Here is a 22576-nt window from a genome sequence, read left to right on the forward strand (position 1 = left end):
TGCTGTCATTCTGGTAGTAGGCTGTCAATGCGCTAGCATGCTGGCAATGACGGAACGAACGCAGGACCGGGTCGACGCGTATCGGCTGCTGATGGCAGACGTGTACGAACTGGCAGGCGAGTCTCGGCGCTCCAGTGAGGAGCTCGCCCGGGAAGAGGGACAAACCGCCGCGCGATGGCACGTGCTGAGCGTGCTCTCCGATGGCTCCCGCACTGTCGCGAGCGCGGCCCGCAGACTCGGCCTCGCCCGACAGAGCGTGCAGCGAGTGGTCGACGACCTGGCCCGTGCCGGGATGGTGGAGCTGCACGACAACCCCGATCACCGCCGCGCTCCGCTGGTGACACTCACGGAGAAGGGGCTGGTTACACTCACCGCCCTACTGGAGCGCTCCGACGTTGACCGCCGAGATGCGGTGGACCGTGCCGGCCTCAGCGTTAGCGATCTTGAGAATGCTCGGGCCACGCTCCGGAGGTTGGTGGACACCCTGCGGAGCCGGTGAACCCACCTCGGTTGCTCAACGGTTGTCAGTCGTCGGCGACGGCCACCGGCTCCGAGCCGATGCAGCGCAGCTTCAACTCGTACTCCCGGGCCGCCCCCTGGAACGTGACCTCGACGTCGTCGTCCGGGCCCCGGTCCACGTCGCGGACCCGGTAACCCTGCGCGGGCGCCCAGGAGACGAGGCGTACGCCGCCAACACCGCACTCGGCCACGGCCGTGCCGCCGTCGGTGGCGAACCCCCGGCGGGCCCCGGAGTTGCCGCTCGGTGCCGCGCTCGACGCGGCGGGTGCGGTGCTCGCCGTGCCCGGCGCGGCCGAGGCGGTGGTGCCGGTGGGCGCCGGCTCCGGTGCAGCGAGGGCCCGCTCGATCTCGGCCGCGCTGCGCACCCCGCCCGGGGTGCCGGTGAGGCTCTCGCCCACCAACCGGATCGCGCCCAGGCCGATCAGGGTCGCGATGGCGGCGGTGGCCACCCACCCGGTGGCGACGAGGATCGAACGACGGCCCATCCCCTGACTATCCCCGATCCGTCCTTGTCGTTGGCACAACCGAACGATAAGGCGTGGTTAACGTGCGCCGCACCGCCGACGGTAGCGATTAGCCTGCCAGCTGTGGCCCGCCTGTTGCTCATCGAGGACGACCTGACGATCCGTACCCCGCTGATCCGGGCCCTGCGCGAACGCGGCCACGCGGTGGCGGCGGCCTCGACCGCGATGGCCGGACTCCGCGACGCGTTGGAGGACCGACCCGACCTCGTCGTGCTCGACCTGGGCCTACCCGACCTGGACGGCCGCGAGCTGCTGCGGATGTTGCGCGCGGTCAGCGCGGTGCCGGTCATCGTGGCCACCGCCCGCGACGACGAGACCGAGATCGTCCGGGTGCTCGACGCGGGCGCCGACGACTACGTGGTCAAGCCGTTCACCGCGGCGCAGCTCGACGCCCGCGTCCGGGCGGTGCTGCGGCGGGGACCCTCCGGTGCCGACGGGCAGGACCCGACGCTCGTCGTCGGCGGGCTCCGCGTCGACCCCCGGGCCCGACAGGTGACCCTCGACGGGGTCGCGGTCGAGCTGACGCCCCGCGAGTTCGACCTGCTGCACCACCTCGCCGGCCGACCCGGCCAGGTGGTCACCAAACGTGAGCTGCTCACGGAGGTGTGGCAGATCCCGTACGGCGGTGCCGACAAGACCGTCGACGTGCACCTGTCCTGGTTGCGTCGCAAGTTGGGGGAGAACGCCCAACAGCCTCGCTACCTGCACACCGTGCGCGGTGTCGGGGTGCGCCTCGAAGCCCCGCTGGCGCAGCCGTGAGGGCGCGTCTCGCGCTGCTGGTCGCCGCGGTCAGCGTCCTCACCCTCATCGCGTTCCTGGTGCCGTTGGCCCTGCTGGTCCGTACCGTCGCCGAGGACCGGGCCACCGTGCGGGCCACCGCCGACGCGCAGAGCCTGGTGCCGGTGGTCGGCACCGCCGACGCGGCGACCATCCGGCTCACCGTGGAGCAGCTCGCCGCGGAGTCCGGGCGGCCGGTGAGCGTCTTCCTGCCGGACGGCACGGTGCTCGGCGCCCAGACACCGCGTACGCCCGCGGTGGCCCTCGCCGCGCGCGGGCAGAGCCTCACCGGCGAGTCGGCGGCCGGCCGCGAGGTGGTCATCGCCGTGCAGGGTCGGGCGGACGGCACCGGGGTGATCCGGATCGCGGTGCCGCGGCACGAGCTGACCGCCGGGGTCACCCGGGCCTGGCTGGTGCTGGCGCTGCTCGGCGTGATCCTCGTGCTGATCGGGCTGCTGGTCGCCGACCGGCTGGCGCGCACCCTGGTCCGGCCGATCAGCGACCTCTCGGCCGTCTCACACCGGCTGGCCAACGCCGAGCTGGACGCCCGGGTCACGCCGGCCGGCCCGCCCGAACTGCGCGAGGTGGCCGGCGCGCTCAACCACCTCGCCGCCCGCATCCAGGTGCTCCTGGTGCAGGAACGCGAACAGGTCGCCGACCTGTCGCACCAGCTGCGTACGCCGCTGACGGCGTTGCGGCTGGAGGCGGAGTCGTTGCGGGACCCGGACGACGCCGCCCGGATCACCGCCGCCGCCGACGGGCTCGAACGCGCGGTCACCGGATTGATCCGGCAGGCCCGGTGGCGGCACACACCGGCGCAGCCGACCTCCTCGGACGCGGCGGCGATCGTCGCCGACCGGGTCGCGTTCTGGTCGGTGCTGGCCGAGGACACCGGCCGCGCCGTCACCCTCGACCTGACACCCGGCCCCCTTCCCGTCGGCGTGGCCGCCGACAACCTGACGGCGGCCGTGGACGCCCTGCTCGGCAACGTCTTCGCGCACACCCCCGACGGCACCCCGTTCGCCGTCCGGCTCGCCCGCGAGGCCGGTGAGGTGGTCCTCACGGTCGCCGACGAGGGCCCGGGCATGCCCGCCGGGGCGATCCGGCGGGGCGCCAGCGCGGCCGGGTCCACCGGCCTCGGCCTGGACATCGCCCGCCGGGCCGCGCAGGCCGCCGGCGGTCGACTGGAGGTGCGGGCCGGCCCGGGCGGCGGTGCGCGGGTGCTGCTCCGGCTCGGACCCTCGACGTCGCCGCGGGACGCATAGCCGCTGCGGTGCCGGGTAGCTGCCAGTCATGGCGCGGTATACGAAACCCGAGCTCAGGGAGCAGATCAAGGAAGAGGTCAAGGCCTCCGACAAGGGCGGCCGACCGGGGCAGTGGTCGGCGCGCAAGTCGCAGCTGGTCACTCAGGAGTACAAGAAGCGCGGCGGCGGATTCCTGGGCGAAAAGGACGAGCGGCAGAAGTCTCTGCAGCGCTGGGGCAACGAGAAATGGCAGACGAAAGAGGGCGACACCCGGGCCCGCAAGGACGGCACGACCAGTCGCTACCTGCCCAAGAAGGCCTGGGAGGAGATGTCGGAGAACCAGAAGCAGGCGACCGACACGAAGAAGCGCGAAGCATCCCGAACCGGCAAAGCAGTACGTCGCCAACACCGGGCCGGCCAAGCGAGCCCGTCGGGATGCCACCACGGCCGGCCGGATGTCGGAGATGTCGGTCGCGGAGGCGGCCAAGCTGGTCCGTGGCCTCGACACGCGACAGCTCAAGACCGCGCTGCGTAACGAGCGCGCCAGCAAGGACCGCAAGACCCTCGTCCAGCGGCTGGAAGCCGAGCTCAACCGGCGCGGCTGACCCAGCCCTCGACCGCCTTAACCCGCCCTTAGCCTCCGGACAGCGCGGTGCTATCCCGAACTGGCCGATCCTCGGAGTCGACAACCGAGGAAAGGTGGACACCACGATGAAGCGCACCAATCTGCTTCTGGCGTCGGTCGGCGGGTCGGCGGTGCTGGCGGTGGCCGGGGTCGCGCTCGGCGTCACCGCCGCGAACGACTCACGGACCGGCGGCACCGCACTCGCCGCGGCAACCGTCGCGCCGACGGCCACCGACGCGCCGTCGGCCGGCACCCCATCGGGTACGCCGTCGGCCGGCACCCCATCGGGTACGCCGTCGGCCGGTGGCGCGCCGGCGGGTGGCGCGGTCGACGAGAAGCGCGCCGGTGAGATCGCCCTCGCCAAGGCCGGTGGCGGTCAGATCGTCGAGGTCGAAGCCGAGCAGGAGCACGGCCGGCCGGTGTGGAGCGTCGAGATCGTCGCGGGCGACACCGAGCACGAGGTGGACGTCGACCGGGACAACGGTTCGGTGGTCAAGGCCGAGCAGGAGCCGGTCGACGACGATGACAACGACGATGACAACAACGCCGACGACAGGGACGACGACAACGACGACGACGACAACGACGACGACTGACCGAGGGCCACTGCCCACCCCGGGTGCTTCCCGGGGGAGGGGCGGCGCGTTGTGACGCGGTGGTCGGACCGTCCTTCCTGGACGGGCCCGGCCACCGCGTCCGTCTGCGGCGCGCGCGAACCGTCAGATGGCGACGCGTTGCTCCTGCACCGTCGGCTGGTCCTGGGCGAACTGTGTGCGGTACAACTCGTGGTAGCGGCCGCCGGCCGCGAGCAGGTCACTGTGTCGACCACGTTCGACGATGCGCCCGGCTTCCACGACGAGGATCTGGTCGGCCGCCCGGATGGTGGAGAGCCGGTGCGCGATGACCACGCTCGTCCGGCCGGTCAGGGCCTCGGCCAGGGCGTCCTGCACCGCCGCCTCCGAGGTGGAGTCGAGATGCGCGGTGGCTTCGTCGAGGATGACCACGCGCGGACGGGCCAGCAGCAGTCGCGCGATGGTGAGCCGTTGCCGTTCGCCGCCGGACAGGCGGTATCCGCGCTCACCGACGACGGTGTCCAACCCATCGGGAAGGCTGCGGATCAGGTCGTCGAGTCGGGCCCGGTGGAGCACCTCCCACATCTCGTCCTCGGTCGCGTCCGGTTGGGCGAACGCCAGGTTGGCGCGGATGCTCTCGTGGAAGAGGTGACCGTCCTGGGTCACCACGCCCAACGCCGTCCGGATCGACTCCGCCGACAGTTCGCGTACGTCGACGTCGGCGAGCTTCACCGCGCCGTCCTCGACGTCGTACAGGCGGGGTACGAGCTGCGCGATCGTGGACTTGCCCGCCCCGGACGAGCCGACGAGCGCCACCATCTGCCCCGCCTCGGCGCGGAACGAGACCCCGTGCAGCACTTCCTCGCCGCCGCGCGTGTCGAGCTTCGCCACGTCCTCGAGGGACGCGAGCGACACCTTGTCCGCTGAGGGGTAGCCGAACCGGACCCCGTCGAACTCGACCGCGACCGGTCCCTCCGGAAGGGGTCGGGCGTCGGCCCTGTCGAGGATCAGCGGTTTGAGGTCGAGAACCTCGAACACCCGCTCGAAGCTCACCAGGGCGCTCATCACCTCGACCCGGGCGCTGGCCAACGAGGTCAGCGGTGCGTAGAGGCGCGACAGGAGCAGCGCGAGGGCGACCACAGTCCCGGCGTCGAGGCTGCCCCGTAGGGCGTAGAGACCACCCAGCCCGTAGACCAGGGCCAGCGCCAGCGAGCCGACGACGGTGAGCGCGGTGATGAAGACCCACTGCAGCATCGCGGCGCGGATGCCGATGTCCCGGACGCGACGTGCCCGCGCCGCGAACTCGGCGGACTCCTCGGCCGGCCGCCCGTACAGCTTGACCAGGGTGGCACCGGGCGCGGAGAACCGTTCCGTCATCCGGGTGCTCATGGCCGCGTTGTGCTCTGCCGCCTCACGCTGCAACTGGGCGAGCCGCGAACCCATCCGGCGGGCCGGAAGAACGAAGATGGGCAGCAGGACGAGCGCCAGCAGCGTGATCTGCCAGGAGAAGGTGAGCATCACGGCCAACGTCAGCATCAGCGTGACGGCGTTGCCGACCACACTCGACAGGGTGTCGCTGAAGGCCCGCTGCGCGCCGATCACGTCGTTGTTCAGGCGGCTGACCAGCGCACCCGTGCGGGTCCGCGTGAAGAACGCCACCGGCATGCGCTGAACGTGGTCGAAGACAGCCGTCCGCAGTTGGACGATCAAACCCTCACCGATGCTGGCGGAGAGGAATCGCGTCACGAGACCCAGCCCGGCCTCGGCGAGGGCGATCACGGCGATCAGGACGGCCAACCGGATCACGACGCCGCTGTCGGCGCCGTCCACGATCGCGTCGACCACGCGGCCGGCGAGAACGGGCGCCGCCACAGTGAGAACCGCCGTCACCACACTCAACAACAGGAACCTGATGATCAAGGCGCGGTGTGGCCGTGCGAACCGTGCGATCCGCTTCAAGGTGGCGCGGGACAGCGGTCGCTCATCCTGCGCGTTCATCGCGTGGTGCAGGGACATCCACGCGGTAACTTCCATGCTCATGCCTTACCTCCGATACGGCAGGCTAGGACCTCACCCGAGCTTGAGGTCAAGTCAACGCGCGGGCTGCTTCATGTCGGCGCGGATCCGACCGAACACCCCACGTGGGTCGAGCCGTGGGGGCGGTCAGCGATCTCGATCATCGGGGCTCCTCTGTCTCCCTCACCGACGGGCGAAGACGAAGCCACCTCGGACGCTCGGGGCTTGGCGATGCGACATCTCCGCCTCGACAGTGAAGCCGGAAGCCTCCAACCAGGTCGCGACCCGGACCGGTGACCGGCGGTGCACGTAGACATTCATTGGATGCCCGCCGTAGCCCTCCGTCTTGAGCCTGCTGCCGTCGCCGGCGTGGAAGCCCAGCAGCAGGGCTCCGCCAGGCCGCAGCACCCGAAAGAACTCGGCGAAGACCGTGGGAACCTCGTCGTCGGGGACGTGGATCAGAGAGAACCACGCGAGCAGGCCGGTCAGGCAACCATCGGCCAGTTCGAGAGCCGTCATCGAGCCGACCTCGAACCGCAGGCCGGGGTGGTCCTGTCGCGCCACCTCGATCATCGCGGGCGACAGGTCCACACCGAACGCGTCCAGGCCGATGTCGTGCAGATGGGCGGTGATCCGCCCCGGACCGCAGCCGATATCGGCGACCGGCCCGTTCCCCTGGGCTCGTACCAGCTCGGCGAAGAGCGCCAGGATGCCCCGCTGGAACGGCTCGTCGGCGATGGCGTCCCGCAGCAGGTCGGCGTAACTGACCGCCACGGTGTCGTACGAGGTCCTGGTGTCGTCGAGCCAACCGGTATCGCGCATGCGATGCACGATAGCCCCGGCGTGGACAACAGCGATCGATCATGGCCACTGAAAGGATGTCGTACACCTGTTCTAGTCTCGGGTCATGGTCGAGGAGTTGGCGCAGGCAGACGAGGCGGTCGCCGCCTGCGTCGACGCCGCCGCCTGGGCCCTCCCGGAGCACGAGTTGGTCGCGGCGCTCGACGCCGCGCACCGCCTTCAGCAACGCCTCGCCGCCGTCACCCTCACCCTGATCCGCGAGGTCGACGGCCGCGGCACCGCCCGCGCGCAGGGCGCCTCCAGCACCACGGTGTGGCTGCGCGAACGCCTGCGACTCACCATCCCCGCCGCCCGCCGGCTCGTCGACCTCGCCGCCGCGCTGGACACCAGTAACCCCGGCATCCGACAAGCGCTGGCTGACGGCCGGATCACCCTCGACCAGGCGCGGGTCATCGCCGACACCGTTGAGACCGTGCACAGGTCGGCCGACGCCGAGACCGCCGACAAAGCGGTTGGTGTGCTCACCGACTGGGCCCGGCAGTTCGACCCCACCCTGCTGCGCAAACTCGGCACCCGCATCCTCGACCACGTCGCCCCCGACATCGCCGACGCCGCCGCTCAGGCCGCCCTCGAAGCCGAAGCACGCCTCGCCACCCGCGACCGACACCTCACAGTGTCCGAGCAGACCGACGGTCGCCTCCGACTCACCGCCACCCTCGACGCGGAGGCCGCCGGCCTGTTCCGCGCCGCCATCGACCCACTGACCTCCCCGTCCGGACCGGACGACCAGCGCTCTGCCGGGCAACGCCGCCACGATGCCCTCGCCGAGGTGTGCCGACTCGCCCTGCGGACCGGCGAGCTGCCCGACAGCGGTGGCGATTCCGCGCAGATCGTCGTCACCACCCCCTATGACGCGCTCACGGCAACGCTCGGCGCCGGCACCCTCGACACCGGCCTGCACCTCACCCCGGAAACGGTGCGCCGGCTCGCCTGCGACGCCACCCTGCTGCCCGCCGTCCTCGGCGGCGCCGGCCAACCACTCGACGTCGGCCGACAACGCCGCCTCATCACCGGCTCACTGCGCCGCGCCCTCGTCCTGCGCGACCGGGGCTGCGCCTTTCCCGGCTGCGACCGCCCGCCCCGCTGGTGCGCCGCCCACCACATCCGGCACTGGGCCGACGGCGGCCAGACCAGCCTCGACAATGCCGTCCTGCTCTGCGGCCACCACCACCGACACCTGCACCACAGCGACTGGACCGTCCAACTCGCCGGCGACGGCCACCCCGAATTCGTCCCACCCGCCTGGCTCGACCCCGAACAGGCCCCCCGCCGCAACCACTACCACCGACGAACGTAGGAGCAACCAGCCGATGCCGAGCAGCCCGGCGAGGGCTGGTGCCGCCACCGAGCGGACCGCCGGCACCACGCTCAACAGCAGGAGCCGGGAGGCGGCACTCGACCAGCGATGACGGTCACAGGCCGGCGTGCATGGTCAGGCTCTGCCGCAGGTGGAGTTTCGGCCTGGACCCGACGACCGAGCCGACGACCTCGCCCCGACGGAACACCAGCAGCGTCGGCAGGGACATGACTTTGTAGCGCCGGGTGGCCTGCGGGTTGTCGTCGGAGTTGAGCTTGGCGATGACCATCCGGTCGCCGAACTCCCGCGCCAGCTCGACGAGGCTCTTCTCGATCATCTTGCACGGCGGGCACCACTCCGCCCAGAAGTCGACCACGACGGGCCGGTCGCTGGCCAGCACCAGTTCGGCGAACGTGTTGTCGGTGACGGTGGTCAGGGAGCTGACGCTCGTTTCCTGGGGCATGTTTCCTCCCGGTGCGCGATGGCGTGGGTGAGCTGCGTGTGCAACTGCTGACGGACCGCTCCGAGCCGATCGAGGTAGTCGTCGACCTCGGCGAGCTTGCGTCGCAGCACCAGCACGGAATCCGGACAGACGTCGCCGGACGCGTTACCCGCTCGTAGACAGGCGACGAACGGACGGACGTCCTCGAGGCCGAAGCCGACGTCGAGCAGCGCCCGGATCTCCCGGACGACTCGCAGCTCCGCCTCGTCGTAGACGCGGTAGCCGTTCGCCGAGCGCTGCGGGTGTACCAACCCGTGAGCTTCGTAGTAGCGCAGCGTTCGGGTGCTCGTGCCTGCCCGTTCCGCCAGCTCGCCGATCAGCATCAGACCTCCTCGACCAGCCCGTCGCGACCACGCTAGACCTTGTCGCCAGCGTCAAGGCAAGCCTGCTCCCGGGCCCGGGCACGCCTCAGGGCGCCGCGAGGCGGCGCCCTGAGCGTCTGCGCGTCAGCCGATGCGGAACTGTTCGCCGTAGACGGCGAAGACCAGTGGGGTGTTCAGGTTGAAGTTGCCGTTGTTGAGGAACACCCGCTGGGCCGTGTCGACGCGGGAGGTGTCCGAGTGGGCCTCCTCCTTCTTCATCTCGATGACCCGCTCGTCGAGGAAGGCGTTGAGCCAGGTCCGCTCGTCGCCCCCCTGGGCTGGCGGCTTGGCCCGGTTCAGGGCGCGGCTGCGGATCTGGCGCATGCCCTCGTACCCGTGCATGACCGCCGCGTCGTAGTAGGCGAACTGACCGAGCGCCCGGACCTGGTCATTCTTGCCGTCGCGTACCGACGGGTTGAAGTAGACCCGGTCGCGTTCGGCCTCCTGCGCGGCCTGGAAGACCGGGTCGGTGGCCGCGGTCCGCCAGTCGCGGGGGAAGTTGGGGTCGAGACCGGCGTGCGACGGGGTGCCGTTGACGTTGCGCAGCGCCGGCAGGTAGCCGGCGAGCACGTTGCCCGGCTTGGTGCGGGTGTACGCCTCGACCAGTTCGAGCATGTCGCCGGTGCCGGAGCAGAAGCCGATGATGCCGGCGGTGTAGCCTCGCCCGTCGCCGATGTCCTCGATGTAGGAGAACTGCGCGCGCCAGTCGAGCGAGGAGTTCTCCGCGGCCGAGACGAGCTGCATGGCGACGTTCTTCTTCGCCGGGTCGTCGAGGTTGGTCCCGCTCGGGGTGGTGGGCGTGGGCGTGGGAGTGCTGCCGCCTCCCGGCAGGGTCCACCGCTGGTTCGTGGTGCCACCGCAGGTCCAGATCTGCAACCGGGCGCCGTTCGCGGTGCTCCGGTCGGTGACGTCGAGGCACTTGCCGGAGCCGGAGTTGACGAGCGCGCCGTTGCTGGCGGTCCACTTCTGCGCGCCGCTGCTGTTGCAGTCGTACAGCTGCACCTTGGCGCCGTTGGCGGTCGACGCGGCGGTGACGTCGAGGCACTTGCCGAGTGCCCGGATCGAGTTGTCGGTGTTGCCGACGGTCCACGTCTGGGCCGCGCTGCCGTTGCAGTCGTAGAGCTGGACGGGCGTGCCGTTGGCCGAGCTGGCGCCGGCCACGTCGATGCACTTACCGCCGAGGCCGGTGATCGGGCCGGCGGTCGCGGCGCTCGCCGACGGCAGGCCGTAGCCGACGGCGGCGACGCCGACCAGCAGGGTGCCCACGACGTAGGCGGCTGTTCTCTTGTGAACCATGGTGTTCCTCGGGGACGGGGCGGCGGGCCGCCAGCCGGTCGGTGGCCCGGCGCGACGGTTGGGCCCCGGCGGGCACCGCGAGCATCAGGAAACTGTATTAACAGATACCAGTACGTCGATTCCTCGTCAATCGGCGACCGCGAGGCGTGACGGTGCCTGTTCATCCCGTCGTTGGCGGGTCGTACCTGCCGGTGGCTATCGTCGGGCCGTAACTGATCTACGGGCCGGTCCATCGGAACCAGCACCGTCCGACGGACAGAAGATGGTCATGGAGTCGAGTCTGCGCGCTCGGGTGCGAGCCGGTGACCCCGGCGCGTTCGCCGAGCTGTTCGACAAGTACGCGCGCTCGGTGTACAACCACGCGTTCCGGCTGACCGCCGACTGGGCCACGGCCGAGGACGTCATGGCCGCCACGTACCTGCAAGCCTGGCGTTCCCGGGAGCGGGTCACCGAGGAGGGCGGGTCGCTGCGTCCCTGGTTGCTCGGCATCGCCACCAACGAGGCCCGCAACCACACCCGCAGCAACCGCCGTTACCGCAGGGTGGCCGCGGCGCTGCTCGCCTCCGACCTCACCCTGCCCGACCACGCCGACGAGGTCGCCGGCCGACTCGACGACCGCCGCCGCGATCGACGCGCTGGCCCGGCTGCGCCGGCCCGAGCGCGAGGTGCTGACCCTGTGCCTGTGGGAGGGCGGTCCGGCCACGGCTTCCGCACCACTCTCGGCCAGCTACGCGCCGTCGCCGGCCAGGCGAAGTAGGACGAGTGGGAACGCGGACGGCACCCACCGACGTGCCGTCCGCGTGGTCACTGCTCCCGGTAGGTGGCCAGGTCGAAGTCGGCGTGTACGCCGTCGCCGCCCAGATCCTGCACCCACAGGCCGAGGAAGGCCCCGGTGAAGCCCCACGCCGCCGGCTCACCGTCGATGATCAGCGCGGCGTGTTCGTCGGACAGGATGGTCGCGTCCAGCTCGATTGGCAGCCGCTGCCAACCGGCGCCGAGTTCGTAGTCGAAGCGCACCGCCGGCCCGTCGAACACGGCCCGTAGGCCGACCCGGGTGACGCCGCCGACATCGATGGTCAGCTCGGGGTACGCGGTGCGCCGCCCGTTGTCGGAGCTGAGCAGCTCCAGGACCGTCCGGCCGTCGTCGGCCCGGGTCAGGTAGAGGTGGTGCCAGTTGAGGGTGTTGTAGTAGGCGGTGATCCCGGCGAGCTGACGGTGGTCGGTCGGTTGGAACTCCACCACGGTTTCCAGCGAGCACTTCATCGCGCCGACGCGTCGCCCGACGAGGCTGGGGGCCTGTCGACCGACCGGCGACTGCCCGCCGTGGATGCGAAGGTGCGACGGGCGGCTGTGCAGGTCGACCCAGTCCGGGGTGGCCGGCCGGCGCAGCGTCGACCAGCACCGGCCCAGCTCGGGTGCGTCGAAGTGGTCCGTGTCGGGTTCCGCCGGCCACGGGTGCGCGGGCAGTTCGGGTGCGACGACCTCATCCGCGGGCACCCCTCCGGCGATCCGCGGCCAGCCGCCCGACGGCCACTCGACCCGCTGGATCGCGGTCTCCCGACCCAGCACGCAGTTGCCCAGCGGGGAGTACGGGCGGCCAACCAGGTGGGCCAGGTACCACTCGCCGCTCTGGGTGCGGACCAGGCTCCCGTGACCCGCCTTCTGCAACCGCAGGTCGGGCCGCCCGAAGGAGGTGAGCAGCGGCCCGTCCGGGTCCACCTCGTACGGTCCGAACAGCTCCCGGGACCGCGCCACGGTGACCTGGTGCTCCCAGCTGGTGCCGCCCTCGGCGGTGATGAGCCAGTACCACCCGTCGTGGCGGTACAGGTGCGGACCCTCGGTGACCCCGGCGGGGGAGCCGGTGAACAGGATGCGAGGGCTGCCGACCAGACGGCGCGTGGCCCTGTCGTACTGCTGGATCTCGATGCCGCCGAAGCGGTCGCGGCCGGGTCGCCAGTCCGCGCTCATGCCCAGCAGCCACGTGCTGCCGTCGTCGTCGTGGAACAGCGACGCGTCGAACCCGCGCCCGTGCAGTTTCACCGGGTCCGACCAGGGTCCGGTGATCTCCTCGGCGGTGACCAGGAAGTTCTGCGGATCCCAGTAGCCGCTGGCGAAGCTGGCCACGTCGCTGTAGACGAGGTGGAACTGACCGTCGTGGTACGTCAGGTCGGGCGCCCACACCCCGTTGGAGTCGCCGCATCCGCGCAGGTCGAGCAGGCGCCGGTCGGTGATGATCCCGCCGAGGCTGCGCCAGTTCACGAGATCACGCGAGTGGTGCACGAGCACGCCCGGATACCACTCGAAGGTCGAGGTGGCCAGGTAGTAGTCGTCGCCGACGCGCAGGATCGACGGGTCCGGGTGGAAGCCGGCGAGGACGGGATTGCGGATCGACCGGGTAGCGGTCGCCACGTTAGCGATGTCGGTCGACACGAGCGCTCCTCTGGGCGGGCTGGCGGTAACTTCCGGAAACTCGCGGTCCCCGGCCATTGAAGGTTGCGCCTACGTTAGCCGGTCTTTTCGCAATAGGACAGAGGTCTTGACCGTTGCGGCGACAGCTCGTAGCGTGCCGGCCATCGACCGGTATTACCGGCCAAGCATCGAAAGTTTCGGAAATCCACAGCTCCCACCCCGCCGGCCCAGTCGGCGTCCGGGTACCCCGTGAGACAACGCACCACCGCGAGCAGACCTGAAGTTTCCAGCAGGACGCAGGGGGGACCGTGGGCACGGACAACGGCCGAAACGTCACCATCGCCATGATCGCGCGGTTGGCCGGCGTCTCCGTGCCCACCGTCTCCCGGGTCATCAACGGCCGCTCCGACGTCGCCGCCGACACCCGGGAACGCGTCGAGGCGCTCCTGCACCGGCACGGCTACCGCCGCCGGTCACCGGCCCGGCGCACCGACGCCGCTCTCATCGATCTGGTCTTCAACGACCTGGACAGCCCATGGGCCGTGGAGATCATCCGTGGGGTGGAGGACGTCGGCCAAACCAACGGCGTCGGCACCGTCGTGTCGGCCATCCACTGGCGCATCTCCTCGGCCAAGCAGTGGCTCGACAACATGCGTACGCGCTCCACCGAGGGAATCATCTTCGTGACCTCGATGGTGAACCCACCGTTGCAGGCCGAGCTGCGCCGGCTCCACCTGCCGGTCGTCATCATCGACCCGGCCGGGGTCGACCCGCAGGAGTCACCCACCATCGGCGCCACCAACTGGGCGGGCAGTCTCAGCGCCAACCAGTACCTGATCAGCCTCGGCCACCGCCGCATCGGCTTCATCGCCGGCCCGCCGCACCTGATGTGCAGCCGGGCCCGGATGGACGGCTACCGGGCCGCTCTCGGCGCCGCCGGCATCCCCGTCGATGACGCCCTGATCCGCCCGGGCAACTTCTATCACGAGTCCGGCTTCACGGCGGGTACGCAGCTGCTGGCCCTGCCCGACCCGCCCACCGCCATCTGCGCCTCCAGCGACCAGATGGCCCTCGGCGTCTACGAGGCGGTCCGCAAACGGGGCCTGCGGGTGCCCGACGATGTCAGCGTGGTCGGCTTCGACGACCTGCCGGAGGTGCGGTGGTGCTCCCCACCGCTGACCACCGTCCGCCAGCCCCTGGCCGAGATGGGCATGCTGGCCGCGCGTACCGTGCTGCGCCTCGCCGGCGGCGAGAGGACCGAGAGCCCCCGGGTCGAACTCGCCACCGAACTCATCGTCCGCGACAGCGCCGCACCACCACGGTCGTGATCACCCTCAGTCGACGCTGTTCAGCGCTGATGTCCGCGGCCCGGGCCTTCGTCCGGGCCCAGGCGGCGCTGGTAGGAGTCGATGATGGCCTGCCCGGTAGGGTCGCCGTCACCAAGGGTCTCGGTGGTCGCCTCGGTGAGCCTCTTCAGCAGATCGGCGTGGGCGGCTCTGGTGGTCGCCATGATCTCGCGAGCGGTCTGGGCCGAGGAGTATTGCCGAATGCGCTCATCGAGCCGCAGGCCAATCAGCAAACCGCTCGCGTTGACCGTTACCTCGACCGAACGATCGGGGCTGGTGGCGGTGCCGGTCAGTGCCTGCACCTGCGTGGACAGGGCCTTTGCGCGGGCGGCCCGATCACTTATCGATGTTTCCCACTCATCGAGGCGGCGCCCTGCGGCGTCCAACGCGGCTTCGTCCGCCCACATGCTGACCCCCGGTCACATCGGCGGCCATCACCGCCTGTCAGCGCCACGTTACCAATCGGTGGCGTTGCGTGCCGTCTCCGGATTGCGTCGGCCCCTTGAGATCTTCGGGCCGACAATGCCGTTGTTATCCGCCGACCAGAAGCCGCGCCCGCGTTCAGTCGTCCCGCAGAGCGTCGTCGACGCCCGTCTCTCGGCGGCCGAGATGCGCCGGGTCCCGACCGGAGAGCAGATCCAGCGCGGCCTTCAGGCAGGCGCCGTTCTCCCGGGACGAACTGAACCACCACGTCTGGGCGTACCGCTTCGCGCTGTCGTCGCCCACGCCGTTCGCGTCGATGCCGAGGCGCCGGCACAGCGCCACGGCGCGCGGAAGATGGAACGACTGGGTCACCACCGTGGCCCGCCGCACCCCGAAGATCCGCTCGGCCCGCGCACACGAGTCGTACGTGTCGAAGCCGGCGTAGTCCGGCACCACCTTGTCCGCCGGTACGCCCCGCTGCACCAGCCAGCTCCGCATCGCGGCGGGCTCGTTGTAATCGGCGTTCATGTTGTCGCCCGACACGAGGATCGCCCGAACCTTGCCGGCGTCGAACAGTCGCCGCGCGATCTCCAGCCGGGCAGTGAGGACGGGCGAGGGCGTGCCGTCCGCGTCCACCTTGGTGCCCAGGACCAGCGCGACCGGCGCGTTCGGCACCTCGGCCTCGCCGTAGAGGTGGCCCTCCGCGATGTCGCGGATCCACGTCACGCTGACTACCGTGCCGCCGGTCAGCGCCACCGCCCCCGCCACGAGCGCGAGGACCGTTCGGCGGACCAACCGCCGGTGCTCCCCGTACCACCGTCTGGCCGCGCCGAATCGTCCCCGCATGCCGCAAGGCTATTCGGCCCACGCTCACGTCTGTCGTCGGCGTACAAGCGAAGCATCCCGAGCAGCAAACAAAGACTGTTGTCTATGGACAATCGCTCACTGTTAGCGCTAACGTGACGGACAGTCGTCGACACTCGAACAATCTCGGGCGGCTGCGACGGAGCTGTCGCCATCGACCCGAGACGTGCTGGACGACGATCGTGGCGTGGGGCGGGTGGCACGTGGCCGGCGCGAGACGGCCCGAGACCACCACCGGGCGACCCGCGCGCCACGCGGCCGAGGCATGAACGGCCACCGGAATTCCAGGGCACCGCAGCAGCCGGGACAGTCGCGCGACGACAACCGGCCCGCTCACCTGCCCAGCGCACGCCGCTGAGCAGGGGCCACACCTGGGTCGCCCTGATGACGACCGTCGGCACCCGCCCTGGCCGCCGGGTGGCGTCCCGCTGTTCGGAGTCCGGGCCCGAGCAGCGGGACGCACACCCGCACGAGCAACCGACGGGGTACGCCGACGTCGGTCACCGGGTCAGCTTCGGGTCCACCGCTGGCTGTTCGTGCCGTTGCACGTCGACGGACCGCAGGGGTGCCGTTGCCGGTTCCGGCGGCGTTGGGCGTCAGGCACAGACCGGACTGCACGCCGGTGACCGTGCCATCGGTGTTGACGTTCCACTGCTGGTTGGTGCCGCCGTTGCAGTCCCAGATGATCACCCGGGTGCCCGGTGAGGTCCCGGCGCCCTCGGCGTCCAGGCACTTCGTGCCGTACACCTGGAGTTGTTTCGTGGCGGTCGACGTCCACTGCTGGTTGGTGCCGCCGTTGCAGTCCCACAACGTCAGCTGGGTGCCGTTGGTCTGCGACCGGGACGGGACGTCCAGGCAGCGGTTGGCGCCGGTGTTGCGCAGCGGCGCCGACGTGCCGCCGGGTGGCGGCGTGGTGGGGCTCGTGGTGTCGAAGCCGAGGAACCGGATGGCCTGCGCGGCGTCGAAGGGGATGGAGTGGCCGTACCCCTGGAAGCTGATCGCTTCGACGGGCGCCGTGCCGCCGGTGCCCCCGTAGCGGGTACGGGTGGCGCTGGTCTGCGGGGAGTCGGTGAAGCTGGGGGTCTGCGACACGCCCTGCACGTTGGTCCACTGCTTGATCTGCTCGCCGAAGTTGACGTAGCTCAGGGTGGTGTCCGTGGTGCCGTGCCAGATCTGGAACCGGGGACGCTTGCCGGTGTAACCGGGGTAGGCGTTGCGGACCAGGTCACCCCACTGCTGCGGGGTCCTGACGATCCGTCCGCCGGAGCACTCGCTGTTCCACTCCGCGCCCCTTGATCTCATCGGCGGTTCCTCTGGTCGTGAGTCGGGGACCCGGCGTGAGCCACGGACGCTGATCGCCTCGCATCGACTGTGAGCGATAACATGCCGTTCGTCAAGTTGTAACGTATGACGTCTGTCGATCTCATGTCGAGCGTTCACGTCTTCCGCTCGGTGGAGAGTGGGTGCCACCACGCCTGAGGCACCTTGAGATTGTCGGACCGACAGTGCCATTGTGGTACGTCGATGAAGAGCCGCGCGCGGGGCTGACGTCCGTCCACTGGGCAACCGGGATCCAGGTGTGATCTCCGGGGGACGGTGACACAAGCGACGGACCAACAGTCGGTCGTCCACGAGTTCGCCCGTCACCGCGTCGCACCCTGACCGGCCGGGCGGCTCATCTGCGCGAAGGAACCCCGCCCATGCGTAAACCGAAGACCCGAGCAGCACTCCTGACGGGCCTGCTGCTCGCCGCGAGCGCCCTCGCCGGCGTCGATCCAACCACCGCCAGCGCGGCGGCCGACCCGGTCACCGTGACCGTCAACGCCCGCGCGGGTCTGGCGACCGTGCCGGACACCGCTCTCGGCGTCAACCACGCCATCTGGGACGCGAACCTCGGCACCGCCGAGACGTCGGACCTGCTCAGGGCCGCCGGCGTGCAGATGATGCGCTACCCCGGCGGCTCGTACGCCGACATCTACCACTGGAAGGACCACACTGCGCCCGGCGGCTACGTCGCGCCGGGGACAGACTTCGACACCTTCATGGCGGGGGTACGGCGCGTCGGCGCGCAGCCGATGATCATCGCGAACTACGGCACCGGCACGCCCGCCGAAGCCGCCGACTGGGTGCGGTACGCCAACGTGACCAAGGGCTACGACGCGCGCTACTGGACCGTCGGAAACGAGAACTACGGCAACGGCCACTACGGGTCCGCGTGGGAGGCGGACGACCACCCGGACAAGAGCGCGACACAGTACGCGAGGCTGGTCGTCGAGTACGCCGACGCGATGAAGGCGGTCGACCCGAGCATCAAGGTCGGGGCGGTGCTGACCATGCCGGGCAACTGGCCGGACGGAATCACCGCCGGCAGCGACCCGGGCCCGTGGAACCAGACCGTGCTCTCCATCGCCGGCCCGAAGATCGACTTCGTGGACGTGCACTGGTACCCGGGCGGCACCGCCGCCGAGTCGCTGGCCCGTGTCAACCACCTCCCCGACGCGACCTACCTGCTCCGGCAGCAACTCGCCCGGTACGCCGGCGCGAACGCCGACCGCATCGGCATCAGCTTCACCGAGCTGAACGTCGACGCCGGCCGAAACACGCAGCCGGCCGCGCTCTTCCTGGCCGACGTCTACAGCGGGCTACTGGAGAACGGCGTCTTCACCGCCCAGTGGTGGAACGTGCACAACGGCATGGGCACCGTGACGCAGGTGGCCGGCCAGACCGACTACGGCGACTTCGGGATGCTCTCCAGCGGCGCCTGCACCGAGGACGGCTCGGTCTGCCAACCGCCGCTGAACACACCGTTCGCGCCGTACCACGGGCTGAGCATGATGAAGCTCTTCGCGAAGACCGGCGACCAGTTCGTTCGCGCCGGCACCGACGAGCCCCTGGTCACCGCCCACGCCGTGCGTCGTGCCAACGGTGACCTCGCCGTGCTGCTGGTGAACAAGGACCCGGACAACGCCCACCCGGTCACCATCGACTACGCCGGGTTCACCCCGTCGGCCGTCGCGCCGACGGTCTCCACCCTCACCAACGGCGCCACCGGCATCGCCACCGCCCAGTCCGGCTCGGCGACCAGCCGGACGCTGCCGGCGTACTCGTTGACCACGCTCGTGCTGCGCCCGGCCGGCGCGACCGCCGGACGGCCGGCGGCACCGGGCCAGCCGACCGCGAGCGGCGTCACCGACCGCGCCGCGACGATCACCTGGCCGGCGGCCACCCCGGGCGGCAGCCCGATCGCCAAGTACGAGGTGTACCGGCAGCACGGCGCGGTCAGCGAGCAGCTCGGCGAGACGAGGTCCACCTCGTTCACGGTCGACAACCTCGTGCCGGGCAGCAGGTACACCGTCAACGTGCTGGCCCGCGACGCCGCCGGACGGGTGTCCTGGGCCTCACCGCCGCTCACCTTCGCCACCGGCAGCCCCGCCGACAGCCCGTGCACCGTCCGCTTCACCACCAGCAACGACTGGGGCAACGGCTACATCGGTGGCGTCGAGATCATCAACAACGGGGCCAGCCCGATCAACGGCTGGACGCTCACCTGGACCTGGCCCACCGGCTGGCAGCAGGTGAGCAGTGGTTGGAGCGCCACCTGGGAGCAGGTCGGCACCGCGGTGCGGGTCACGCCCACCACCGACAACCGGCAGATCGCCGCCGGCGGCACCGTGAGCGCCGGCTTCGTCGGCGCGTACGGCGGGCCGAACGTGCTGCCCACGGCGTTCACGCTCAACGGCACCGTCTGCGCCACCGGCTGACCGATTGGCCAGGGGCGGCGATGGTCAGGGCGCTCGGGTTGCCCCTGACGCGGTCCCCGAAGTGTGTGATGCCTGTGGGTCATCAGGATGACTCACAGGCATCACGCTCGTCCGGGAAGGGCCGGCGCCCACAACAGCCGCCGCAGTCAGAGCCCCTGACGCATGATGACCGTGGCCGAGCCGGTGTCGTCCGCCCACGGGTCGAGCACGAGGGTGTACGTGCCGCCCTTCGGCAGCGGACCCGTCTCGAACCGCCCCGTCCCGCCGATGACGCAGCCGCTTCCCACCGCGTCGCCGGCCGGGCTGTTCAGGAGCAGAATCCCGCACCGGTCGGGCAGGCTGGCGGCGGTCACCTCGACGACGATGCGACGACCGGCGTCGGCGGGGAACCGCAGCCGACTCACCGCGCCGGGCCGGCTGACGGTCACGGTGGCGGACCGACCGTCGGTGACGGTGACGGCCTGCTCGTCGGTGGCGTCGCGTAGCCGAACGTCCGCCGAGCCGGTGTCGGTGGAGGTCCCGTCGACCTCCAGCACGTACCGGCCGGTGGCCGGCAGGACGAACCCGTCAACGTGCCCCTGGCCGCCGATCACGCAGCCGCTGGTCACCTGTTCGCCGGCCGGGTCGCGCAGACGCAGCAGGTTGCACCGGTCCGGCAGGGTGGCGTCGGTGACCTGGAGGAAGACCTTCTGGCCCGCGCGCCCGTCGAAGGCCAGGCGGCTGACCGCACCCGGTTGGGCGAGGGTCGCCCGGACCGGGAGCCCGTCCAGCGTGAGCGTCTTCTCCTCGTCGGTCACCGGAACGACCCGTACCGTCGCCCGGCCGAGGTCGCCATCCCACGGGTCGAGCACCACCTGGTGGTCGCCGGTGGCGGTCAACGTGGTCGTGTCGATGAAGCCGACACCGGAGATGACGCACCCGGTGGCCAGCTCACGGCCCTGCGGGTCGAGCAGCAGCAACACGCCACAGCGATCCGGCACGGTGGCGGCGCGCACCTCCACGAAGATCTTCTGGCCGGCCCGGCCCGGCACCTTCATCGCGGCCGTGGTGCCGGCCCGGCTCACCTCCAGGTCGACGTCACCGGCAGCGGGCACGTCGCGCTGCGCGCGGGCGGCGTCCTCGGCGAACGCGACCTGCCCGGTGAGGCCGACGTCGAGCACGCAGTCGGCGAGGATCTGCGGATCGGTGACGCCGGCCCGTCGGCAGACGAGTTCGGCGGTGGCCCGGTTGGGCAGGTCCCCGACGGTGAGCAGCCGGTCCGGGAAACGCCTGTCGGTGAACGTGCCGGTGTTCTGCCCCGGCTCGTAGTCGAACAGCGACCGTTGCGCCTCGACGCGCCAACTGTCGGAGAAGCCGGGGTACAGCGCCTCGAACGTGGGTGGCTGCGCCAACCGCTTTCCGCCGCGCACGGTCAGGTCGTCGCCACGGTCACCGTCGTGGTCGCCGAGCAGACCCTCCAGCGTCCCGGCCCGTGCGGTGGGCGCGCTGACGCTCACGCTCAACCCCCACACCCCGATCGGCTGCGCGGTCAGCCGGGCGCCGTCCGGCCACTGCACGGTCACCGTGCCGTCTCCCCAGGTGGTGACGGTGCCGCCGCGCGGCAGCTTCACCCCGTCGGGCGCGGACACCGGCGCGGCGCCGTTCACCCGGACCGCCGGGCCGTCGGGTGTGACGTACACGCCGACCCGGTCGCCGGCCACCCGAACCGCGACGGCCGAGTTGACCGCCACCACCGAGCTGGCCGGAAACATCGTCTGTCGTACCTGGACCTCGAAGTCGTCGCTCGTCGAGCGGGTCAGCACGAACTCCCCGGCGGCCTGGAAGTCGTAGCGCAGACCGTCGTAGGTGAGCAGGTGCGGGTCGCCGTTGCTGTTCGCGCACCGGTAACCCTTGCCGATCACCGAGATCGAACAACCACCACCGCCGGGCGGTCGGGGCCTGGGCTGGTCGCAGTCCTTGCCGTTCGACGGCAGCGGCAGCCCGCTGTACGTCGTGCGCAGCGGCACCCCCACGGCCTTGCGGTACGCGTTCTCCGCCAACACCGCGTGCACCTCGCTGGGATCCACCTTGCTGGCCAACTGGCCGCCCTGGGTGCAGAACTGGCCCCGGTCGGTGTCGTTCACCTCGTCGAGGGCGTGGTTCATCTCGTGGATCAGGGTGGCGCACTGGTCCTCGGTGAAGCCGGAACCCTCGTCGTTCAGCTTCCGCCCGTCGTTCTCCGGCACCCAGTTGATCTGCACGTCGCTACCCGGGACGTACGTCGTGGTGCTGCTCTCCGAGCCGAAGATGGGCCTTCGGACCTGGATCTTCTTTCCCGAGCGTTCGAGTTCTTCGAGCACTTTGCCGTTGCCCGAGCTGCGGATCTGCCCGACGCAGCCCGCGTATTCCGTCTGCAGGTCAGAATTGACGCTGACCACGGCGGACGCCGCCTGGGAGGCCACGAGCACCAGCACGCCTGCCAGAACCAGACCCGTCCGGATCACGCGCATCCCGGTCATCCGCCCCTCACCTCGAACGCGACCGCGCCCTGCTCGGCCGTCGCGGTACAGGCATCCGCCGGCACACCCCGCAACGGCGCCCGCAGGTAGCCCAGCACCAGCCGGTACGCCCCGGGCTGGTCGACCGGCCACCAGGTGACGGTGGCGCCACCCCGCCCGTCCGGCGCGGAGGTGGTCAACGCCGCGCCGACCGGGCTCTGCGGGTCGCTGCCCAGCGTCAGCTCCACCGACCCGCGCGACGGCACCCGCACCAGGTTCTCGACCAGGTACGCGGTGAAGTCCCGGTAGTAGGCGGCGCCGCCGACCGCGGGTGCCACCGCCGTGCCATCGCGGGTCAACGACATGACCGTCACCGCCCCGTCCGGCACCCGGCTCAGTTGACACTCGGCGTCGCGGTTGTTGACCAGCTTCAGCCGCAGGCTGATCTGCTCACCCACCCGGTACGTCGGTTGCGCGGCGCGGACGGAGAGACCGACCGATGCCGCCGGGCCGGTGGGGGAGGCCGCCGGTCGGGACCGCCGGCACCCGACCGACGTGGCCATCAGCAGCAGGGCGAGGCAGCCGGCGAGAGCCGCCCGGCCCGCCGTCCCTGCTCGGGGTACGCCCATGGGCCGGGTGCCTCCTCCGGGTGCCGACGACCGTCGTCAGACCCCGGCCAGCCTGCGCCGCGAGTGGGGTGA

The 22576-nt window shown here is 70.9% G+C and carries 20 protein-coding genes and 1 pseudogene; 9 read left to right on the forward strand and 12 right to left on the reverse strand.

The window, feature by feature from the left end; genetic code table 11:
* Positions 1-46: 46 nt before the first annotated feature.
* Positions 47-499 (forward strand): MarR family winged helix-turn-helix transcriptional regulator, encoded by a 453-nt coding sequence (locus ACFYL6_RS00380; RefSeq protein WP_387165610.1) that lies wholly within the window; start codon positions 47-49, stop codon positions 497-499.
* Positions 500-524: 25 nt separating this feature from the next.
* Here the strand turns inward: ACFYL6_RS00380 and ACFYL6_RS00385 are convergent, their stop codons facing one another.
* A complete protein-coding gene (locus ACFYL6_RS00385) occupies positions 525-1004 on the reverse strand; it encodes a septum formation initiator (RefSeq protein ID WP_387165612.1) in 480 nt (159 codons plus the stop codon).
* Between the two features lie 102 nt (positions 1005-1106).
* On the opposite strand from ACFYL6_RS00385, the gene ACFYL6_RS00390 reads away from it, so the two are divergent.
* The 4 genes and pseudogenes from ACFYL6_RS00390 (at position 1107) to ACFYL6_RS00405 (ending at position 4285) form a co-directional block, all read left to right on the forward strand.
* Positions 1107-1802 (forward strand): response regulator transcription factor, encoded by a 696-nt coding sequence (locus tag ACFYL6_RS00390; RefSeq protein ID WP_387165614.1) that lies wholly within the window; start codon positions 1107-1109, stop codon positions 1800-1802.
* Complete coding sequence (locus tag ACFYL6_RS00395; RefSeq protein WP_387165616.1) at positions 1799-3085, forward strand: ATP-binding protein; 1287 nt, start codon at positions 1799-1801, stop codon at positions 3083-3085. The genes ACFYL6_RS00390 and ACFYL6_RS00395 overlap by 4 nt, the downstream gene beginning before the upstream one ends.
* A gap of 28 nt (positions 3086-3113) precedes the next feature.
* Positions 3114-3669, forward strand: a pseudogene (locus ACFYL6_RS00400) (DUF5872 domain-containing protein).
* A gap of 106 nt (positions 3670-3775) precedes the next feature.
* Positions 3776-4285, forward strand: coding sequence for a PepSY domain-containing protein (locus ACFYL6_RS00405; RefSeq protein WP_387165618.1), 510 nt, complete (start codon positions 3776-3778; stop codon positions 4283-4285).
* 123 nt (positions 4286-4408) lie between these two features.
* On the opposite strand, the gene ACFYL6_RS00410 is transcribed toward ACFYL6_RS00405, so the two are convergent.
* A complete protein-coding gene (locus ACFYL6_RS00410) occupies positions 4409-6301 on the reverse strand; it encodes an ABC transporter ATP-binding protein (protein WP_387165620.1) in 1893 nt (630 codons plus the stop codon).
* A 159-nt stretch (positions 6302-6460) separates the two neighbouring features.
* Complete coding sequence (locus ACFYL6_RS00415; RefSeq protein ID WP_387165622.1) at positions 6461-7099, reverse strand: methyltransferase domain-containing protein; 639 nt, start codon at positions 7097-7099, stop codon at positions 6461-6463.
* 85 nt (positions 7100-7184) lie between these two features.
* Between ACFYL6_RS00415 and ACFYL6_RS00420 the strand changes: the two genes are divergently transcribed.
* Entirely contained in the window at positions 7185-8435 is a 1251-nt protein-coding gene (locus ACFYL6_RS00420) for a DUF222 domain-containing protein (protein ID WP_387165624.1), read from the forward strand.
* 115 nt (positions 8436-8550) lie between these two features.
* Here ACFYL6_RS00420 and trxA read toward each other — a convergent pair whose 3' ends face one another.
* The 3 genes from trxA to ACFYL6_RS00435 all read right to left on the reverse strand — a co-directional run bounded on the left by trxA (position 8551) and on the right by ACFYL6_RS00435 (position 10595).
* Positions 8551-8898: a thioredoxin gene (trxA, locus tag ACFYL6_RS00425; protein ID WP_387165626.1), complete on the reverse strand. Its 348-nt coding sequence runs from the start codon at positions 8896-8898 to the stop codon at positions 8551-8553.
* A complete protein-coding gene (locus tag ACFYL6_RS00430) occupies positions 8868-9260 on the reverse strand; it encodes a MerR family transcriptional regulator (protein ID WP_366342129.1) in 393 nt (130 codons plus the stop codon). The genes trxA and ACFYL6_RS00430 overlap by 31 nt, the downstream gene beginning before the upstream one ends.
* Before the next feature lie 123 nt (positions 9261-9383).
* Complete coding sequence (locus ACFYL6_RS00435; RefSeq protein WP_387165628.1) at positions 9384-10595, reverse strand: chitosanase; 1212 nt, start codon at positions 10593-10595, stop codon at positions 9384-9386.
* 268 nt (positions 10596-10863) lie between these two features.
* On the opposite strand from ACFYL6_RS00435, the gene ACFYL6_RS00440 reads away from it, so the two are divergent.
* The gene (locus ACFYL6_RS00440; protein WP_387165630.1) at positions 10864-11352 is read left to right on the forward strand and encodes an RNA polymerase sigma factor; all 489 of its coding nucleotides are present in this window, start codon (positions 10864-10866) and stop codon (positions 11350-11352) included.
* Positions 11353-11399: 47 nt separating this feature from the next.
* On the opposite strand, the gene ACFYL6_RS00445 is transcribed toward ACFYL6_RS00440, so the two are convergent.
* The gene (locus ACFYL6_RS00445; RefSeq protein WP_387165632.1) at positions 11400-13025 is read right to left on the reverse strand and encodes a glycoside hydrolase family 43 protein; all 1626 of its coding nucleotides are present in this window, start codon (positions 13023-13025) and stop codon (positions 11400-11402) included.
* A gap of 323 nt (positions 13026-13348) precedes the next feature.
* On the opposite strand from ACFYL6_RS00445, the gene ACFYL6_RS00450 reads away from it, so the two are divergent.
* A complete protein-coding gene (locus ACFYL6_RS00450; protein ID WP_387166807.1) occupies positions 13349-14332 on the forward strand; it encodes a LacI family DNA-binding transcriptional regulator in 984 nt (327 codons plus the stop codon).
* Between the two features lie 20 nt (positions 14333-14352).
* Here the strand turns inward: ACFYL6_RS00450 and ACFYL6_RS00455 are convergent, their stop codons facing one another.
* The 3 genes from ACFYL6_RS00455 to ACFYL6_RS00465 all read right to left on the reverse strand — a co-directional run bounded on the left by ACFYL6_RS00455 (position 14353) and on the right by ACFYL6_RS00465 (position 16939).
* Positions 14353-14757, reverse strand: coding sequence for a YbaB/EbfC family nucleoid-associated protein (locus ACFYL6_RS00455; RefSeq protein WP_387165634.1), 405 nt, complete (start codon positions 14755-14757; stop codon positions 14353-14355).
* 154 nt (positions 14758-14911) lie between these two features.
* On the reverse strand, positions 14912-15619 hold the full coding sequence (locus ACFYL6_RS00460) for a vancomycin high temperature exclusion protein (RefSeq protein ID WP_387165636.1): 708 nt from the start codon (positions 15617-15619) through the stop codon (positions 14912-14914).
* Positions 15620-15970: 351 nt separating this feature from the next.
* Positions 15971-16939, reverse strand: coding sequence for a ricin-type beta-trefoil lectin domain protein (locus ACFYL6_RS00465; protein WP_387165638.1), 969 nt, complete (start codon positions 16937-16939; stop codon positions 15971-15973).
* A gap of 398 nt (positions 16940-17337) precedes the next feature.
* On the opposite strand from ACFYL6_RS00465, the gene ACFYL6_RS00470 reads away from it, so the two are divergent.
* Positions 17338-19398 carry a cellulose binding domain-containing protein gene (locus tag ACFYL6_RS00470; protein ID WP_387165640.1) on the forward strand — a complete coding sequence of 687 codons (2061 nt, stop codon included), beginning with the start codon at positions 17338-17340 and terminating at the stop codon, positions 19396-19398.
* A 146-nt stretch (positions 19399-19544) separates the two neighbouring features.
* Here ACFYL6_RS00470 and ACFYL6_RS00475 read toward each other — a convergent pair whose 3' ends face one another.
* Positions 19545-21896 carry a VWD domain-containing protein gene (locus ACFYL6_RS00475; protein ID WP_387165642.1) on the reverse strand — a complete coding sequence of 784 codons (2352 nt, stop codon included), beginning with the start codon at positions 21894-21896 and terminating at the stop codon, positions 19545-19547.
* Positions 21893-22504, reverse strand: a complete 612-nt coding sequence (locus ACFYL6_RS00480; RefSeq protein WP_387165644.1) for a hypothetical protein — start codon at positions 22502-22504, stop codon at positions 21893-21895. The genes ACFYL6_RS00475 and ACFYL6_RS00480 overlap by 4 nt, the downstream gene beginning before the upstream one ends.
* Between the last annotated feature and the right edge of the window lie 72 nt (positions 22505-22576).

Origin of the sequence: Micromonospora sp. NPDC007208, assembly GCF_042869175.1 — a bacterium.
GTDB lineage: Bacteria > Actinomycetota > Actinomycetes > Mycobacteriales > Micromonosporaceae > Micromonospora > Micromonospora foliorum.

Excerpts from the sequence above, each read along its gene's own strand:
- ACFYL6_RS00455 (WP_387165634.1), bottom strand. The coding sequence starts at position 14,757 with ATGTGGGCGGACGAAGCCGCGTTGGACGCCGCAGGGCGCCGCCTCGAT.
- ACFYL6_RS00380 (WP_387165610.1), top strand. The coding sequence starts at position 47 with ATGACGGAACGAACGCAGGACCGGGTCGACGCGTATCGGCTGCTGATG.
- ACFYL6_RS00475 (WP_387165642.1), bottom strand. The coding sequence starts at position 21,896 with ATGACCGGGATGCGCGTGATCCGGACGGGTCTGGTTCTGGCAGGCGTG.
- ACFYL6_RS00465 (WP_387165638.1), bottom strand. The coding sequence starts at position 16,939 with ATGAGATCAAGGGGCGCGGAGTGGAACAGCGAGTGCTCCGGCGGACGG.
- ACFYL6_RS00405 (WP_387165618.1), top strand. The coding sequence starts at position 3,776 with ATGAAGCGCACCAATCTGCTTCTGGCGTCGGTCGGCGGGTCGGCGGTG.
- ACFYL6_RS00415 (WP_387165622.1), bottom strand. The coding sequence starts at position 7,099 with ATGCGCGATACCGGTTGGCTCGACGACACCAGGACCTCGTACGACACC.
- ACFYL6_RS00460 (WP_387165636.1), bottom strand. The coding sequence starts at position 15,619 with ATGCGGGGACGATTCGGCGCGGCCAGACGGTGGTACGGGGAGCACCGG.
- ACFYL6_RS00410 (WP_387165620.1), bottom strand. The coding sequence starts at position 6,301 with ATGAGCATGGAAGTTACCGCGTGGATGTCCCTGCACCACGCGATGAAC.
- ACFYL6_RS00470 (WP_387165640.1), top strand. The coding sequence starts at position 17,338 with ATGCGTAAACCGAAGACCCGAGCAGCACTCCTGACGGGCCTGCTGCTC.
- ACFYL6_RS00440 (WP_387165630.1), top strand. The coding sequence starts at position 10,864 with ATGGAGTCGAGTCTGCGCGCTCGGGTGCGAGCCGGTGACCCCGGCGCG.
- ACFYL6_RS00435 (WP_387165628.1), bottom strand. The coding sequence starts at position 10,595 with ATGGTTCACAAGAGAACAGCCGCCTACGTCGTGGGCACCCTGCTGGTC.
- ACFYL6_RS00420 (WP_387165624.1), top strand. The coding sequence starts at position 7,185 with ATGGTCGAGGAGTTGGCGCAGGCAGACGAGGCGGTCGCCGCCTGCGTC.
- trxA (WP_387165626.1), bottom strand. The coding sequence starts at position 8,898 with ATGCCCCAGGAAACGAGCGTCAGCTCCCTGACCACCGTCACCGACAAC.
- ACFYL6_RS00450 (WP_387166807.1), top strand. The coding sequence starts at position 13,349 with ATGATCGCGCGGTTGGCCGGCGTCTCCGTGCCCACCGTCTCCCGGGTC.
- ACFYL6_RS00480 (WP_387165644.1), bottom strand. The coding sequence starts at position 22,504 with ATGGGCGTACCCCGAGCAGGGACGGCGGGCCGGGCGGCTCTCGCCGGC.
- ACFYL6_RS00385 (WP_387165612.1), bottom strand. The coding sequence starts at position 1,004 with ATGGGCCGTCGTTCGATCCTCGTCGCCACCGGGTGGGTGGCCACCGCC.
- ACFYL6_RS00430 (WP_366342129.1), bottom strand. The coding sequence starts at position 9,260 with ATGCTGATCGGCGAGCTGGCGGAACGGGCAGGCACGAGCACCCGAACG.